This is a genomic window from Acinetobacter sp. CIP 64.2, from assembly GCF_000369645.1.
Classification (GTDB): Bacteria; Pseudomonadota; Gammaproteobacteria; order Pseudomonadales; family Moraxellaceae; genus Acinetobacter.
This window is the reverse complement of the sequence record NZ_KB850120.1, coordinates 95,331-111,720: the sequence shown is the minus strand read 5'-3', so window position 1 is coordinate 111,720 and position 16,390 is coordinate 95,331. Positions and strand designations below refer to the sequence as shown.

At 41.1% G+C, this 16,390-nt stretch carries 15 protein-coding genes; 3 read left to right on the top strand and 12 right to left on the bottom strand.

The window, feature by feature from the left end; genetic code table 11:
* Positions 1-97: 97 nt before the first annotated feature.
* A complete protein-coding gene (locus F895_RS18185) occupies positions 98-649 on the top strand; it encodes a GNAT family N-acetyltransferase (RefSeq protein ID WP_005238088.1) in 552 nt (183 codons plus the stop codon).
* An 81-nt stretch (positions 650-730) separates the two neighbouring features.
* Positions 731-1,471: a hypothetical protein gene (locus F895_RS18190; RefSeq protein WP_005238085.1), complete on the top strand. Its 741-nt coding sequence runs from the start codon at positions 731-733 to the stop codon at positions 1,469-1,471.
* Positions 1,472-1,763: 292 nt separating this feature from the next.
* On the opposite strand, the gene urtE is transcribed toward F895_RS18190, so the two are convergent.
* The 7 genes from urtE to F895_RS18225 all read right to left on the bottom strand — a co-directional run bounded on the left by urtE (position 1,764) and on the right by F895_RS18225 (position 10,114).
* Positions 1,764-2,462 (bottom strand): urea ABC transporter ATP-binding subunit UrtE, encoded by a 699-nt coding sequence (gene urtE, locus F895_RS18195; RefSeq protein WP_004776300.1) that lies wholly within the window; start codon positions 2,460-2,462, stop codon positions 1,764-1,766.
* A gap of 9 nt (positions 2,463-2,471) precedes the next feature.
* On the bottom strand, positions 2,472-3,299 hold the full coding sequence (gene urtD, locus F895_RS18200) for an urea ABC transporter ATP-binding protein UrtD (protein WP_005238083.1): 828 nt from the start codon (positions 3,297-3,299) through the stop codon (positions 2,472-2,474).
* Positions 3,300-4,370: an urea ABC transporter permease subunit UrtC gene (gene urtC / locus F895_RS18205; RefSeq protein ID WP_005238081.1), complete on the bottom strand. Its 1,071-nt coding sequence runs from the start codon at positions 4,368-4,370 to the stop codon at positions 3,300-3,302.
* Between the two features lie 4 nt (positions 4,371-4,374).
* Positions 4,375-5,997, bottom strand: a complete 1,623-nt coding sequence (gene urtB / locus F895_RS18210; RefSeq protein WP_005238079.1) for an urea ABC transporter permease subunit UrtB — start codon at positions 5,995-5,997, stop codon at positions 4,375-4,377.
* A gap of 92 nt (positions 5,998-6,089) precedes the next feature.
* Entirely contained in the window at positions 6,090-7,367 is a 1,278-nt protein-coding gene (urtA, locus tag F895_RS18215) for an urea ABC transporter substrate-binding protein (RefSeq protein ID WP_005238077.1), read from the bottom strand.
* Positions 7,368-7,625: 258 nt separating this feature from the next.
* On the bottom strand, positions 7,626-9,509 hold the full coding sequence (gene parE, locus F895_RS18220; RefSeq protein ID WP_005238075.1) for a DNA topoisomerase IV subunit B: 1,884 nt from the start codon (positions 9,507-9,509) through the stop codon (positions 7,626-7,628).
* Between the two features lie 14 nt (positions 9,510-9,523).
* On the bottom strand, positions 9,524-10,114 hold the full coding sequence (locus F895_RS18225) for a YqiA/YcfP family alpha/beta fold hydrolase (RefSeq protein ID WP_005238073.1): 591 nt from the start codon (positions 10,112-10,114) through the stop codon (positions 9,524-9,526).
* A 262-nt stretch (positions 10,115-10,376) separates the two neighbouring features.
* On the opposite strand from F895_RS18225, the gene F895_RS18230 reads away from it, so the two are divergent.
* Positions 10,377-11,723 carry a PGAP1-like alpha/beta domain-containing protein gene (locus F895_RS18230; RefSeq protein ID WP_005238071.1) on the top strand — a complete coding sequence of 449 codons (1,347 nt, stop codon included), beginning with the start codon at positions 10,377-10,379 and terminating at the stop codon, positions 11,721-11,723.
* A 79-nt stretch (positions 11,724-11,802) separates the two neighbouring features.
* On the opposite strand, the gene F895_RS18235 is transcribed toward F895_RS18230, so the two are convergent.
* The 5 genes from F895_RS18235 to F895_RS18255 form a co-directional block, all read right to left on the bottom strand.
* Positions 11,803-12,351 (bottom strand): hypothetical protein, encoded by a 549-nt coding sequence (locus F895_RS18235; RefSeq protein ID WP_005238070.1) that lies wholly within the window; start codon positions 12,349-12,351, stop codon positions 11,803-11,805.
* Positions 12,352-12,397: 46 nt separating this feature from the next.
* On the bottom strand, positions 12,398-13,099 hold the full coding sequence (locus tag F895_RS18240; RefSeq protein ID WP_026040155.1) for a hypothetical protein: 702 nt from the start codon (positions 13,097-13,099) through the stop codon (positions 12,398-12,400).
* Between the two features lie 39 nt (positions 13,100-13,138).
* Positions 13,139-13,630 (bottom strand): hypothetical protein, encoded by a 492-nt coding sequence (locus tag F895_RS18245; RefSeq protein WP_005238068.1) that lies wholly within the window; start codon positions 13,628-13,630, stop codon positions 13,139-13,141.
* A 35-nt stretch (positions 13,631-13,665) separates the two neighbouring features.
* Positions 13,666-14,484 carry a hypothetical protein gene (locus tag F895_RS18250; RefSeq protein WP_005238067.1) on the bottom strand — a complete coding sequence of 273 codons (819 nt, stop codon included), beginning with the start codon at positions 14,482-14,484 and terminating at the stop codon, positions 13,666-13,668.
* A gap of 3 nt (positions 14,485-14,487) precedes the next feature.
* Positions 14,488-16,390, bottom strand: a 1,903-nt coding sequence (locus F895_RS18255; RefSeq protein ID WP_005238066.1) for a M23 family metallopeptidase, incomplete at its 5' end; no start/stop codon positions are given.

Genomic DNA, 16,390 nt, shown 5'->3' with positions numbered 1-16,390 from the left:
TTCCTTGCTGTTTTTATGTGTATCACCGAATATTAAGCATCGTTGATTTTGGTTCTATCAACGCTGTATCTATTGATTGATGTGATGACCTTTACCTATGTCCATAAATGCCACGCTTGCCCCATCATGTGTAGCTGCACCCTTCAAGATTCGTTTTGCCACCGTTGATGACCTTGAGACAATCCTTGCCATCTATAATGCAGAGATTCTCAATGGCACGGCGAACTGGAATGATCAAGCTGTTTCACTTGCGGATTATCAACAACGCTTCCAGAACATGCAGCAACAGCATTTCCCCATGATTGTGGTAGAAGACCTGAATAGGCATCAAGTGGCAGCTTATGCCTATTACACTGCCTTTCGGACCATCAGTGGTTATCGCCAAAGCATTGAACATTCTGTTTTTGTTGACCCCAGCTATGCACGCCAAGGTCTGGGCAAGGCCCTGATGCAACAACTGATTCATCTGGCAAAACAGCAAAACATGCATATCATGGTGGCTGCCATTGATAGTGAAAATAAGGGCTCGATTGTGCTACATCAACAGCTTGGTTTTGTCCAAACAGGTTATATGCCGCAGGTAGGACAAAAGTTTGGGACATGGCGGGATTTGGTCTGGATGCAACTGCAACTCACAGAATCTCCATAAAAACCTTACTTTTACCGTACTGTCAGGCAACTCAATTATGGCTTAAAATGAAAACAAGACTTCATTTCAAAAATAGCCAAAATGATTAAAACATCCCAACTCGGTCTGTGCCTCGTCATGGCAATCAGTTCAAGCGTCAGCTTTGCCGAATTTTCTTTTGAGCAGGAATTACAGCAAGGTTGTGCCAAAGTAAAACAATATGCACAAGCAGGTAAAAAGTTTTACGATCAAAAGCAATATCTCAAAGCCGCCAAACAATTTGAAGACCAAGCCGCATGGGCACATTTCTGTCAGGCCAATGCAGATGAAAGCGGTATTCAGGTCAGTGACCGAGATATTGAAATCGCCAACAATAATGTCGGCTTGAGTTATGCCAAATTAGGCAAACCGCAATGGGCAAGCGTTTGGTTTCTCAGAGATAAAGACTCGAAAACCAGTCAATACAACTTAAAACAATTGCCTAAACCTAAAATATCCTCTGATCTACAAGGGACTTATGTCCGTGCCAATGGTTTTGGACAATGGGATTATCTCAAGGTCAGCAAAAAACAGAATCAATATCAGATCGCCTTCGATGGCTACTACTTCGGGCTGCGCGGTTTGATCTATGGTCCGAATATGGGGCAATTCGAAACGACCATGCCACTCAAGTCAAAGCAAGCCAGCTATCGCTATGAAGACTGTCAGATCAAACTTCAATTTGCCAATGATGCAAAGCTTGGACAAAAAATTGAAGTTGAACAAAACAGTGGTGAGTCCTCATGTGGCTTTGGACACAATGTCTATGCTGGCGGCACGTTTTATAAAGTGGAAAACAAATGAATGATCTTTACACCCAAACTCAACAAAAAATTTAAGAAAAAGTATGAGACTCGGAAACGTCATTCACAACCTGCGTGATCTTTGAAAGATATTGTTTCTGCGAAACAATAGAAAAAATCCAAGAATTGAACAGGTTTTGTGAATGACAATGCCTTTGGTTACTTTGGGCAAAACCAAAGTAACTCCAGCCGAAGGCTTATTTAGAAATTAGAAAACGACTTGGTATAACTCCGTAAAGATAATCATTTTTTTAATATCTACTTTTCTAAATAGTAATATGTAGAGATTGATACTAAATCGCCACCAGTTCCCGAATCCCCTTCTCAGGCATCTCCTCCCCCCGCCCTTGCGCAATCACCTGCCCACGCGCCATCACGGTATACGCATCTGCCAACTCCTCGGCAAAGTCATAAAACTGCTCTACCAGAATAATCGCCATTTCGCCCTGATCGGCCAGCTTACGAATCACCCGGCCAATATCTTTAATAATCGAGGGCTGAATCCCTTCGGTCGGTTCATCCAAAATCAAAACACTCGGCTCAGAAGCCAAAGCACGGGCTATGGCAAGCTGTTGTTGTTGCCCACCGGATAAATCACCACCACGGCGATGTTTCATTTCATCCAGCACAGGGAAAATCTCATATAAATGGCTTGGCACTTTACGGGTCTTAGCTCCTGAAAATTTCGCCATGCCAATTAAAATATTTTCTTCTACCGTTAAAGTTGAAAAGATATCGCGACCTTGCGGCACATAGGCCAAACCTGCTCGCACCCGTTGCTCAGGCGACATTTTGGCGATGTCTTTGCCATCTAGCAAAATTTGCCCTGACTTAATCGGCAGAATTCCCATGAGGCACTTCAGCAAGGTGGTTTTGCCCACGCCATTGCGCCCCAAGACCACACTGCACTCCCCCACAGGCGCGTTAAAAGACACATCACGCAGAATATGACTGCCACCATAGAATTGATTGATTTGTTTCACTTCTAGCATGTGTCTCTCCTAGCGTCCTAAATATTTTTCAATCACATCTTCATTGGCCTGAACCTCTGCCAATGTACCCTCGGCCAAGATTGTCCCTTGCGCCAACACCGTGACTTTCTCACTGATGGTGTCAATAAAGCTCATGTCATGCTCGACTACCACAAGGGTATGATTTTTCTTCAGCTCCAGACACAGTTCAGCGGTGCGCTCAGTTTCAGCATCGGTCATACCAGCAACAGGCTCATCCAGTAAAATTAACTGCGGTCGTTGCATCAGCAACATGCCAATTTCCAGCCACTGTTTTTGTCCATGTGAAAGTAACCCTGCTGGCTTTTGCACAAATTCCTGTAAGCGGATCTGTTCCAGACTTTCATCCAAAGCCAATTGCGCTTCTGGATCTAAACGGGAAAATAAACTTTTTTTCACCCGTTTATCTCGTGGTGCAGCCAATAGCAGGTTTTCCATGACGGTAAAATTTTCAAATACGGTTGGTTTTTGGAATTTTCGACCAATGCCCGCTTCGGCAATTTGCTCGGTACTCATTTTGGCAAGATCATAGTTTTGCCCAAAAAATGCCGTGCCTGTGGTCGGACGGGTTTTACCAGTAATCACATCCATCAAGGTGGTTTTACCCGCCCCATTTGGCCCGATAATACAGCGTAATTCGCCCTCAGCAATGTACAGCGACAGATCATTCAAGGCTCGGAATGAGTCAAACCAGACACTGACTTTTTCCAGATACAAGGCAATGCCGTGGCTAAAATCCGCACCTTGTGGCTTGGCACGACCATAGCCCTCACCCAGTTGACCGCCATGTTGAGCTGAGTCTATTAATACATCACTCATTTAGTCACGCTCCTTTTTAAAACGGTCAAATAAACCAATCACACCTTTAGGTAAGAATAAGGTCACCACAATGAACAGCGCACCCAAGATCAATAACCATGCTTCTGGTGCAGCCACCGTGAAGTAGGTTTTTACTGCATTGATTAAACCAGCCCCTAAAATTGGGCCAATCAAGGTTCCGCGTCCACCCGCAGCCACCCACACCGCCATTTCGATTGAATTGACTGGGTTCATTTCACTGGGATTGATGATGCCCGCCTGCGGCACATATAACGCTCCAGCGATACCGGCAATCACCGCCGACAACACCCAAGCCGACAGCTTGTACCACAGCGTGCGATAACCAAGATATTGCAAGCGATTTTCACTGTCACGAATTGCGCCCAAGACCCGTCCATAAGGACGATTCATCAGTTGGCGCAGACCAAGGAAGCACAACATCAACATCAATGCAGTCACAAAGCATAGCGTGGCACGCATCGGTGCAGAGGTAATATCAAAACCAAGAATGGTCTTAAAACCCGTAAAACCATTATTGCCGCCAAAGCCTGTTTCATTACGGAAGAACAATAACGCTGCGGCAAAGGTCATGGCTTGAGTAATAATCGAAAAATACACACCTTTGATTTTGGAGCGAAAGGCAAAGAAACCAAAAATAAATGCGATCAGACCAGGGACAAGAATGACTAGAGCCAAGGCCCAGGCAATATGCTCGGTACCGACCCAATACCATGGCAACTCCGTCCAACTGAGAAAGCGCATAAAATCAGGCAGCCCATCGCCTGCGGATTGACGCATCAGGTACATGCCAAAGGCATAACCGCCCAAAGCAAAATACAAACCATGCCCCAAGCTCAAAATGCCAGCATAGCCCCAGACCAAATCCAGTGCCAAAGCCACCAAGGCCAAACACATGATTTTACCAATCAAGGTGATCCAATAAGCGGATAGATAAAAGGCCGAATCAGGCGACAATAGATGCAACCACGGCAACAATAAGAGCACACCGAAACAAACTGCAATCGCCACGGCGCTATACGGTTTGTCGGCAAATAAAGAAGTGATTTTCATGGGCTTACTCCACAAAACGGCCTTTGATGGCGAACAAACCTTGTGGACGCTTTTGGATAAACAAAATCACAAGAACCAAGAGAATAATTTTTGCCAGCACTGCACCTAAACCAATTTCCAGCACCGTGCCACTAATGCCCAATCCGAGGGCTGCCAATACCGCGCCCCAGACTTGACCAACACCACCGACCACCACCACAAGGAAGGCATCAATAATGTAATTTTGACCGAGATCTGGGCCAACATTACCCACCTGCGCCAAAGCACAGCCTGCCAAACCTGCCAAGCCTGAGCCCAGTCCAAAGGCCATCATGTCAATCCGTGCAGAACGGATACCCACAGCACGCGCCATTTGACGGTTTTGGGTCACGGCTCGAACGAATAAACCAAAACGGGTTTTATTGAGTAAAAACAGCAACAGCAATAACACCGCAACAGTAAAGCCAATAATCGCGATACGGTTATAGGGCAACATCAGACTCGGTGTGAGCGCAATTCCACCACTGAGCCATGCCACATTGGAGACTTCGACATTTTGTGCACCAAATACCATCCGCACCAATTGCATCAAGATCAGACTCACCCCAAAGGTGGCGAGCAAGGTTTCCAATTGTCGACCATAGAGCGGACGAATCACGGTGCGTTCAATCAACATACCGATCAAGGCACTGACCAGAAAAGCCGCAGGAATTGCCGCCAACAAATACCAATCCACCAACCCCGCAAAATGGGTTTTAAAAAAACTCTGGATTACATAAGTGGTATAGGCACCAATCATGATCAGCTCACCATGGGCCATGTTAATCACACCCAGCAGACCATAGGTAATGGCCAAACCAAGCGCTGCAAGCAATAAAATACTGGCTGTACTGAGGCCAGAAAAGATATGGCCTGACCACTCACTGATTTGTAGTCGGGTTTTAATTTTATTGTGTGCATCCAACAACGCTGCCTTCAATGCAGGATTGCTTTGTGGTTGTTCTAAAGTTTGAGTGATTAAGGCAAACACATCAGGACGATTGGAATCGGCCAAGACCTTTACGGCTTCAAGCTGGGTAAACGCATCAGCACTGTTAAAATCCAAACGGGCTTTGAGCTGTGCTAAACGTGCTTTGACCTGATCATTTTTTTCATTCAGATACAGCTGCTTCACCATCGTCACGTCAAGTTCAGCCAAATTATTTTCTAAGATATCCACCGCAGCCAAACGCTGCGAAGCATCGGTTGAATTGAGTTTGGCCTTGGCCTGACCAAAATTCAGCGCCTTGCGTAAAGTATTGACCAAAGTGACTTGGGTGAGATCGGCAGGCCAATTTTCAATGGCTTGCTGTGCGGGGTAACTGAACAGTTTGTCATCATTTTTTAACAGATAGGTATTACCTGCACTGTCGGTATACAGCTCATTTTGATCTATATAGGCCACCAATTGATCCAGTTGTTCAATACTGGCAGGCCATTGATTGAGCATGGCACGACGCGTCGCAAAATCGGACTTCACAAAGGTCTGAATGGCATCTTGAGAAGCTGTAGACGTCACGGTTGTTGCGGATGTGGCTTCTGCCCATGCAGGACTAAACATTATCTGTGCCATGATGCAGAGCAGTGCCAAAACATAGTGTTTCGCCATAGAACTCCCCTTATTATTACGGTTTTAAATAGATCAAAAAAAATCAGAATAAAAATGCCTGCTGCCAATACATCACAGCAGGCGAAAAAACTTTATTTCGGGATATACGGACTCCAAGGCTCGGCCTTGATGGTTTGCGGTGTTTTATAGACCACATCGAATTGACCATCAGCACGGATCTGCCCAATCATCACTGGCTTATGTAGATGGTGATTGCTTTCATCCATTTTCAGGGTATAACCCGATGGCGCAGCAAAAGTCTGACCCGCCATCGCATCACGGACTTTGTCGACCTCAGTCGTGCCTGCTTTTTCAACGGCTTGCTTCCACATATTGATTCCGACATAGGTCGCTTCCATCGGATCGTTGGTCACGACTTTGTCGGCATTTGGCAATTTGTATTGCACTGCATATTGTTTGAATTTATTCACAAACTCGGTGTTCTTCGGATTTTTCACCGACATGAAATAATTCCATGCTGCTAAATGACCGACCAATGGTTTGGTATCGATCCCACGTAATTCCTCCTCACCTACAGAGAAGGCCATGACTGGAATATCGGATGCTTTAATGCCTTGGTTACCCAATTCACGATAGAACGGCACATTGGAGTCGCCATTAATAGTCGAGATCACCGCAGTCTTTTTACCCGCAGAGAACTTCTTAATATTGGAAACAATGGTTTGATAATTGCTGTGACCAAATGGGGTGTATTCTTCCATGATGTCGGCATCAGCCACGCCTTTCGACTTCAAGAAGGCACGTAAGATTTTATTGGTGGTGCGTGGATAGACATAATCGGTGCCGAGCAACACAAAACGTTCTGCTTTACCGCCTTCATCCCCCATCAAATATTCAACCGCAGGAATCGCTTGTTGATTCGGTGCTGCACCGGTATAGAAGATATTTTTAGATTGTTCTTGGCCTTCATATTGCACTGGGTAGAACAACAAGCCATTCAACTCTTCGACCACAGGCAGCACCGATTTACGCGAAACCGATGTCCAGCAGCCAAAAATGACTGCGACCTTATCCTGGGTAATCAACTGACGGGCTTTTTCTGCAAATAATGGCCAATCCGACGCAGGGTCAACAATCACTGGTTCTAATTTTTTACCGAGTACTCCACCATTGGCATTGATTTCATTGATGGTCATCAAGGCGGTGTCTTTCAGCGAAGTCTCTGAGATCGCCATGGTGCCTGAAAGTGAATGCAGGATTCCAACTTTAATGGTGTCGCCGCTTGTTGCGGGTGCTGTCTTGGTTTCTGTTTTGGTTTGTTCTGTTTTTTCTGCTGGTTTTGAACAGCCGACCAGACCGATTCCCATCATGGCAGCCATCAGTACGGACATCGACAATTTATTTTGCATCTTCCTCTCCACCCATCAATATTGTGATTTTTACTGGGTGGAGTTATTCAATTTTTATGCCAACACAATAACCAATTGTTTTTTATTATATTTAATCAAGGCCTCTGATTATTTCATCGATCTTGTATACAACATTGCATACAAAAAATACGCGATGAACTAAAATGATGCAAATGTGTTCAGCTCGAATCAGAATCAAGCAGCCAAAGAAAAAGCCAAGCATCAGCTTGGCTTTAATCGGTGCATGGCTCAAGCCATTTAGACAGTAATATCAGCGAGATTACCCTTTTGCTCTAACCAGTGTTTGCGGTCAGCTGAACGCTTTTTCGCCAGCAATTTATCCAATAAACCTGCGGTTAAATGCGCATCATCCAAATCCAACTGCACTAAACGACGGGTGTTCGGGTCCATGGTGGTTTCACGCAACTGACTGGCATTCATCTCACCCAACCCTTTGAATCGGGTGATCTGCGGATTTTTATTGCCCTTGACCTTCTTCAAAATGCTTTCAAGCTCATCATCGTCCAAGGCGTAGTACACCTCTTTACCAATATCGATACGATAGAGCGGCGGCATCGCCACAAACAAATGACCTTCTTCAACCAAAGTCGGGAAATGTTTGACAAATAAAGCACATAATAAGGTGGCGATATGTAGACCATCCGAGTCCGCATCGGCAAGGATACAGATTTTGCCATAGCGTAATTCAGACAGATCATCACTGCCCGGATCAACGCCAATGGCAATGGCAATATCATGCACTTCTTGAGAAGCCAGCACTTCGTCCGAAGAGACTTCCCAAGTATTCAGGATTTTTCCGCGGATCGGCATAATCGCTTGGAAATTCTTGTCGCGTGCCTGTTTGGCACTACCGCCTGCAGAATCTCCCTCGACAATAAACAGCTCACTGTCTTCACGAGTTAAGCCGACACAGTCTGCCAACTTTCCAGGTAAAGCCGGGCCGGCAACAATCTTTTTACGTTCAACTTTTTTAGCGGCTTTTAAACGACGTCCAGCTTTGGCAATCGCCATTTCAGCCAATTGCGTCGCAATCTCCGCATGTTGATTCAGCCATAAAGCAAACGCATCTTTGGCGATGTTCAGTACAATATTAGAGGCTTCACGACTGGATAACCGTTCTTTGGTTTGGCCTGAAAATTGTGGCTCTTGGAATTTCAGCGATAGAATAAAATTCACCCCATCCCAAACATCTTCCGCAGACAGCTTCATATTACGTGGCAATAAATTACGTAATTCACAGAACTCACGTAAGGCTTCAGTTACACCCGAACGTAAACCATTCACATGAGTCCCGCCTTGCGCGGTGGGAATCAAGTTGACATAACTTTCCTGAATCTGCTCGCCACCTTCGACATTCCAGCAAATCGCAAACTCACAGGCCGCGCGGTCTGCTTGGCCACTGCTGACAAAAGCAGGATCAGGCAAGATGTCCCGATCTTGCAGTTCATCCATCAAATAGTCGACCAGACCATTTTCAAACTGCCATTCAATCTTTTCTTTATTGATTTTATCGTCATAAATAATCTTTAAGCCCGCGGCTAAAACAGCTTTGGCTTTTAAATTATGTTTCAGCGCTTTCAGTGCAAATTTAGGGCTATCAAAATACTTGCCTTCAGGCCAGAAACGCACCGTTGTGCCCGTTGCACGCTTGGCCACCTTACCTTCAAGCACCGATAAAGGCGCAACAGGCTCACCTTGTTCAAAGGCCATTTGATACAGGTTCCCCTGACGCTGTACCGCAACTTCAACGCGAGTCGATAGCGCATTCACCACCGAAATCCCAACCCCGTGCAATCCCCCCGAAAACTGGTAGTTATCGGTGCTGAATTTGCCACCGGCATGCAATTTGGTCAAAATGATTTCGATACCACTTTGTCCATATTCAGGATGGATATCGACAGGCATACCTCGTCCATTATCTTCAACCGACAATGACCCATCTTCATAAACCGTGACACAAATTTGATTGGCGTGCCCTGCAAGCGCTTCATCGACTGCATTATCAATTACCTCTTGCGCCAAATGGTTTGGACGTGAGGTATCGGTATACATGCCTGGTCGACGACGAACTGGATCTAAACCAGAAAGAACTTCAAGGGATTGTGCCGTGTATTGTGTCACTGGGTCTGACTTCCTTATTGGAGGGCTGCCGATAAAAATTCGAGAACTAAAGGTAATTTTTCTTCAAAATCATCCATTGCATGATTACCATCTGCGTCGGTTAAAATCAATGATGATGGATGAACAGCACTATAATAACGTTGAGCTTCACGATAATCCAAGACTTCATCGCCTTGTTGCAACAGCACCAGAATTTTACCAGCATGATTGAGTTTCGTGTCAGCAATCGATTGTAATTGCTGCAATTGATCGGCATCAAGCGTCCATGATGCAGTGACTTTGAGCGGGATTTGCTCAATCCCGAATAAATCTTCGAATAATTGCCATGGTTGCATAGCAGGATTGATCAGTACAGCAGGACAGGCATATTTGGCGACAAGATATGTCGCGTAAAAGCCTCCAAGGCTGCTTCCAACTAAAACCACTTTATCAGATGGTAAATTTTCGATAAGCTGCGAAAGTTGTGTCAGTACCTGCTCGGGCGTTTGATTTAAATCGGGTAAATGCACCTGTATAGTGTCATGTTGTGCACAAAATTGTTGCAGCTGTTGCCCTTTTACTGACATCGGACTGCTGCGAAAACCATGTAGATAGATAATTTGCATACGGACCCAAATAGGCAATAGCTTGACATAAAGTGAAATAAATCACATTATTTTGATTGATTGTTAATCAAACAACAATATAAATTACATTTAAGCTCGATATTGTCTGACACAAAAAACGATACTGTACTCCGTTCATCAGTATTCTAAAAAAATTACGCATGAAAGACATAAGATGTAAGCGTTTGTTGTAGTTTATCTAAACAATATTCAGAAAAATCACTTCAAACCTTCGGTATATATCAAGGATGGGGAAATTAATATGCCAAGTTTAACACCTCTGCATGAAACTTATTGTAAGTGGGATCGCACGCCCCCAAGTCAGGCAGATGTTTTGGAGGGTTTGGCACAGCTGGTCAGTACCAGCCTCAGTGGCGTACACGAACTGATACAAGTGGTGCAGACTGAGGTATTAAGGACAACGCTCGGTTTAAGTGCACAAAAAGCCAAACAATTACAAAAGCACCCACAACTGCAAAAGTTTTATCAGTTCTCTTATGTAGCGCTGCAAAAATATGGCAGTCATTTTCTTGCGCCCAATTTACGTCGCATTATTGAAAAATTTCCAGTCTTACATGACAAACCTCTGACTCCAACACTGCATTTTTTAGTGGGCGCACTGAATGGAATTTTTGGTGATTTCTTTTTAAAGCAACACAATCCAATGGCCTTGCCAATGGTGCTTTATGATCACTATGGTTCTTTACAGCAAGGCGAGTTAACCGGACGTGTGGTAATTCTTGCCCATGGTTTATGTATGAACCATTTGACCTGGTCAAATCATCGTTATGGCGGGATTGGTGAACGCTTACTTGCACAACGTGATAACAACACCATGTTGTATCTCAACTACAACACCGGACGCCGAATTTCTGCCAATGGCCGTAGTTTTGCCAATACCTTAGAAGATTTGGTGCAACGCAACCCACGTATTACCAGTATCGACCTGATTGGACACAGTATGGGCGGCTTGGTTTCGCGTAGTGCCCTGTTTTATGGCAAACAGAATCTGTATCAATGGGTGCATATGGTCGAGAATCTGGTCTGCATCGGTTCGCCTCATCATGGTGCAGTGCTTGAACGCTTTGGTTTTGTCTTGCAGGACAAACTCGGTGGCTTCCCCTTTATCAACTTGCTTGGTCAGTTGGTGAATGTGCGTAGTAACGGCATACTCGATCTGCGTTATGGCAGTGTTCGTGATGATGACTGGGAGCACAATGACGCCCGCATTGGTTTTGCCGACGACAATCGTAAACCCGCTCCGCTACCGTCCCATATCAATACCTTCTTAATTGCAGGGACTTTAGAATTTGAGAAGTTACGCAATAAAGCGCTGTCTGTGATTGGGGATTATCTGGTCAGTGTGAAGAGTGCTTTGGGTGAACACCAGAATCCACGTTTTCAGTTGAAATTACCTGATACGCATAAAGCAGTTTTTTATGGACTGAATCACTTTGAAATTCAATATCACTCCAGTGTCGCTGAGCAAATTACGCGCTGGTTATACCCAGATGCCAGAGAAAAAGTTGAGGCCGGTGTACAAACCCATATGATCAATGTCCCGCATAACTATACCTTTGATGATTTAGAAGGCATTGTTGAGACCTAAACCATAAAAGCTCAGTTAGATTTTAGCTGAGCTTTTTTCGGTCAAAGCTGTAACAGGCTCAATCAGCTTAGGAATAGCTTTACTTCACAAATTCACCTTGGTCATTTAATTTCAGTTTTAGATCTTTTCCATCTTCTTTATATAAAATTTCATACTTCTGATTAATCACAATATTTTGAGATGCATCTAAGGTAATGCTTTTAGCCAAGCCAAACTTGTTTACTGTTGTCAGATTTATTTCTGGATTTCCTGCTTCACTTGAAGAAGAAGATGCAATTAATAAAATGCCTGTACTTGTTTCTGGGAAAACGACTGAATCACCATAACGTGGGTTGATAAAGTTATAAACTTTAATCAGACGGCTGCTATCAATCAAATTGATTGAGCCGCAGTTGATTCTTTGTGCCGATAAAATACAGTTAAGATGTGCATTTGAGTTATAAGGAAGTGAAGTGATCCGTAAGCCATCATCTTTTTTTAACTTTGTAGAAATTGACGGGCCTTTTTTTATTTGGTTTTGATAGGAAGTTTCATGTTTCTTTTCTGGAGCATTGCTACAGGAAGAAGCTAAGAGACTTAGGCTGACCAAACCTAGAATATAGGTATATTTTTTATAGAGTGAAGTCATAATAAATTCCTTTAATATAAAATACCTAACCAAAATCTAAATTAAATTACTTAGCTTGTTTTTCAGCAGACAGAATTCCTGTTGTTTCACAACCTAAGGTCGATGAAATACATTTTAAGCTACCATTCAAAACAGCCTTGAATTGGGAAATTTTTCCATCTTTATAAGTTTTAACATTTGCAAGGTACGTATACTGTCCTTTCTTAGTGTCATATGTTACCTGATCACCCATGAGTTGGTCTGTTTGTTCACTCTTATCTTCACTATCAGAATGTATAACGGGTATTTCGGTAAAATTATTATTATTTATATTATATATAAAAACAGTAACTTTATTACTTTTAAATGGAGCTTTAACATAGTTAATAGTACTTAACTCTCTTATTCTAAAAGCTAGAATAGCTTTATCGTGATATAGTAAAGCTAAGTCAACATTAGACTCCACAGGCACTGCTGTCCTTAAAACATCATATACATCTTGACCATTTAATATTTGGACACCATATTTTTTTAAAGTGTAGTTAATATTTTTCTTTGTTTTATCAATATTGCCAAAATCCGTTAACTTTATTTTTAAATTAGGATTGATAACTGAATACTTATTATATACATCTAGATATTCCACAGGTGATTTCACTTGGGTAGAATCTTGAAGATAATCATTCCATGAAGAATTTTCTTTTGCATAGCAAAAATTAAAAGAAATACTACAAGCAACCATCACTCTTAAAAAAAACAATTTATTCATAACATTAATTTCAAAAAACGACATTTAAGAAAGAAGTTCTCATGAGCATCCCTCTTGATATTTCAATTTATCAAGTGTCCCATATGTAACCTCAGCCACCTTATTCTCAACAATATAAAATTTAACACCATTATTATTATCAAATTGGTGTTGCAAGTAATATGTGTTGTCATCATATGCACTTTTTACTAAACTTAAGTCTTTAACCTTAGATTTTAAACCTGCAACAGAAATGCCCATAAATTCAGATTTTTTATATGAAGCAGTTGAAATCTTATTATCAAAGACTAAATAATCAATATTTTCATTTTTAGTTTCCGCATATAAACAATTATCAATAATTTCCGTATTATCTACTTGCTTTACAAGACCTTCTTTTTCCAACTTAGTGTAATCTTGACCTATATTCATATTTTTAAATTCAGACAATAAATTATTTAATGAATAATTATTATCTACAATCTTAGTTTCCTCTTTGGCATCACACGCAGCTAAAATCAAGCATAGCAGGAAAATTATTTTCTTATTCATTATTTATCTCAAAAACCACTAACAATTTAAAAAACTCAATCAATATCTTTCTTTAAAAAAGAAGAGTACATTCCACCTCTATCATCATTTGAAATAACATTATTACTACCTTTTTTCTTTTCAGAAAAGTTTTTTATCAAAAATGGTTTTTTTTGATCAGGAATTAGTATGAATGAATACTCAATTGGAGCCTTTTCATAGACAACCTTCCCAGTGGAGCTAAAATCTTCTGAAGCATTATTAATTTCATACAAAATATTATATTTTTTTTCATTCTTATCATATTTAGCAGAAATAAATTTACTAAACTCCATAGAAGCATCATTCAAATTTTTTAATTTTTTATTTAAAGATAAAAAAGAAGGTGCATATAAGCCTGAATTTTTCTTATTCAGGACATAAACATCACTTTTAAATTTTTTTGAATTATTATTTGAAACTGGATTTGCATAACTTTCTACTGAAAAGACAACTATATTATCATCATTAAAAAGTATACTTGCACCAACAGCAGCTACATCAGAAATAATAAAGGGAAGCTTGTATTTAACACCACCAAATTGCACAAAACATTCGTAGTTTAAAAAATAATAATCCATGCCTTTTATTTTATTATCATTTTTCAATAGCGGCTGAAATACAATTAAAACATCTTCATATGGAATATTAACTGTATTCCTCTTTAAGTTAACATTCTTGTCACTATCAGGATAAATAAAGCTTGAATTCAGAACATTCCTATACCCTAATTTTATATAGGTAGGCTGATTCTTATTATTTTCTATATTAAATTCAGCATTAGCCCCTGTTGAAAAAGCCAATAAACTGATCAAGCACCATGTATATTTCATCATAAATTACCTATTTAACTTAACACCGTTTTCAACTGTCATGCAATTGTCTAACCAAGGGAATGGGTCTAGTCTATATGACATTCCTGATTTTCCCATTGATTTGGAAATCTCAGTTCTGACCTCGAAATGTAAGTGCGAACCACCTTCAATTTTTGTCATGCTCCCTGCATTACCAGTATTTCCAGTTTTCCCAAGAACAGTATCTAGGGCAGTTATACTAACTCCTTCTGCTACATCTATAGAGTTTAAATGTGCATAAATAAAGTAAATTGTGTCTATATTCTTTGCTAAAGCCCTTTTTGAAGCAGGTAAATCATTCACATCACATTCTAAAATAATAGTTTTTCCATAACCAGGATAGGATGGTATCACCTTAGCAATAGTACCAACACAAACAGGATAGACATTAACACCATTATCAGCTTCCAGATCAATACCTTGGTGCATTCCGCTAGACCTATAACTTGTTCGATTAAACCTTGAAGCAACCTGTGTTGCTTGCTGTAAATTACTTGTATTATAAGTAGCAGCATTCGCCTTTAATGGTAATGAGTTATAACCAAACCGCCGAACTTGACAAATACCAGCAAGTGGATTTCTCCAACCATTAAAATTAAGTTTTTTCTCATTATTGACAGTCACTTCTTGTGTTTTATTCTGTATATTATTCCCCTTAGCAGATGGAAAATTAATTCTAAATTCTTCTTTATCTTTTATCGAAGTAATTGAGGTCAAAACCTGATTTTCAAAAATAATTTCGAGCTTATCACCTTTTTTAATTTGAATAACTTCATGACCATCTGCATTTGTCGAATGTGGTTTTAAACCATATTTAGACTTTACTGAATACTGAATATTTGGTTCAACCTTATTATTTACAATAGATGTAATAATAATACTAATATTTTCTATTGTTTGAGCATCATTAGTTCCTTTCTTTTTCTCAAAGTCTTTACTAGGGTGAACTAAAGCTTTACCTCCTAGAAATATAATGATTTCTTCCATCGTTCTTGCATTCTTAAACTTTTTCCCATCAGCAGGGCTAAGAGTAAATCGATTTACATTAATTTTTGCATCTGTATATTCCGTACATAACCACCAACGATATGCATCTCGCCCATTATTAAATCTCTCCTTGTAATTTAAAAAAGTCTTACAATTGGGGTTATCTCTTGGACACACCTGTCCTTGTAGTTTTGACCATGAAGAATCATTTGTTGCCTCAACTATTTTACCAAAACCTGTCGGTCCGTCATGGTGAGCTACATACCCAATTTTTGCGAGATCACTTGGCTCTAAACTATCTATTTTACTATATGTTTTTTTAACAGTATCAATATTTGCTCTTGCATATGCTGCTGCGGAATCCACCGAAAAAGTAGGATCGGTTCCCAAAGCTTTTAATTTTGCTTTATCTGCATTTGAAATTAAATCGACATCCATATTCTCTTTAAAATTAGAGATTAACTTTTTTTTAACAACATGCTGTTGCAGTAAAGTATCGCTAAAAGTTGAACGTGTACATATCTCATACCACGTTCCACTTAAAAACTGAGTTAGCCCAACTGCAGATGAAGTTGATGCGCGGGCATCCGCATTCCATTCTTGACTTCCTCTTTTTGTTCCTGCTTCTGCATTAATTTTTGCAGCTAGTGCCTGTGGAGCTAAATTATATTTTTTTGCTGCATTAATTATTATTTTCCGATATTTTTCATTATCTGGATGCAAGTATAGATTCTCTTCAGAATACACTACTGCAACAGTAGCTGCTGGTAATCCGCTTTCTATTCTTGTTTCTAATGCTCCAGATACTCCAGATGCTCCAGATGCTCCAGATGCTCCAGATGCTCCAGATGCTCCAGATGCTCCAGATGCTCCAGATGCTCCAGATGCTCCAGATGCTCCA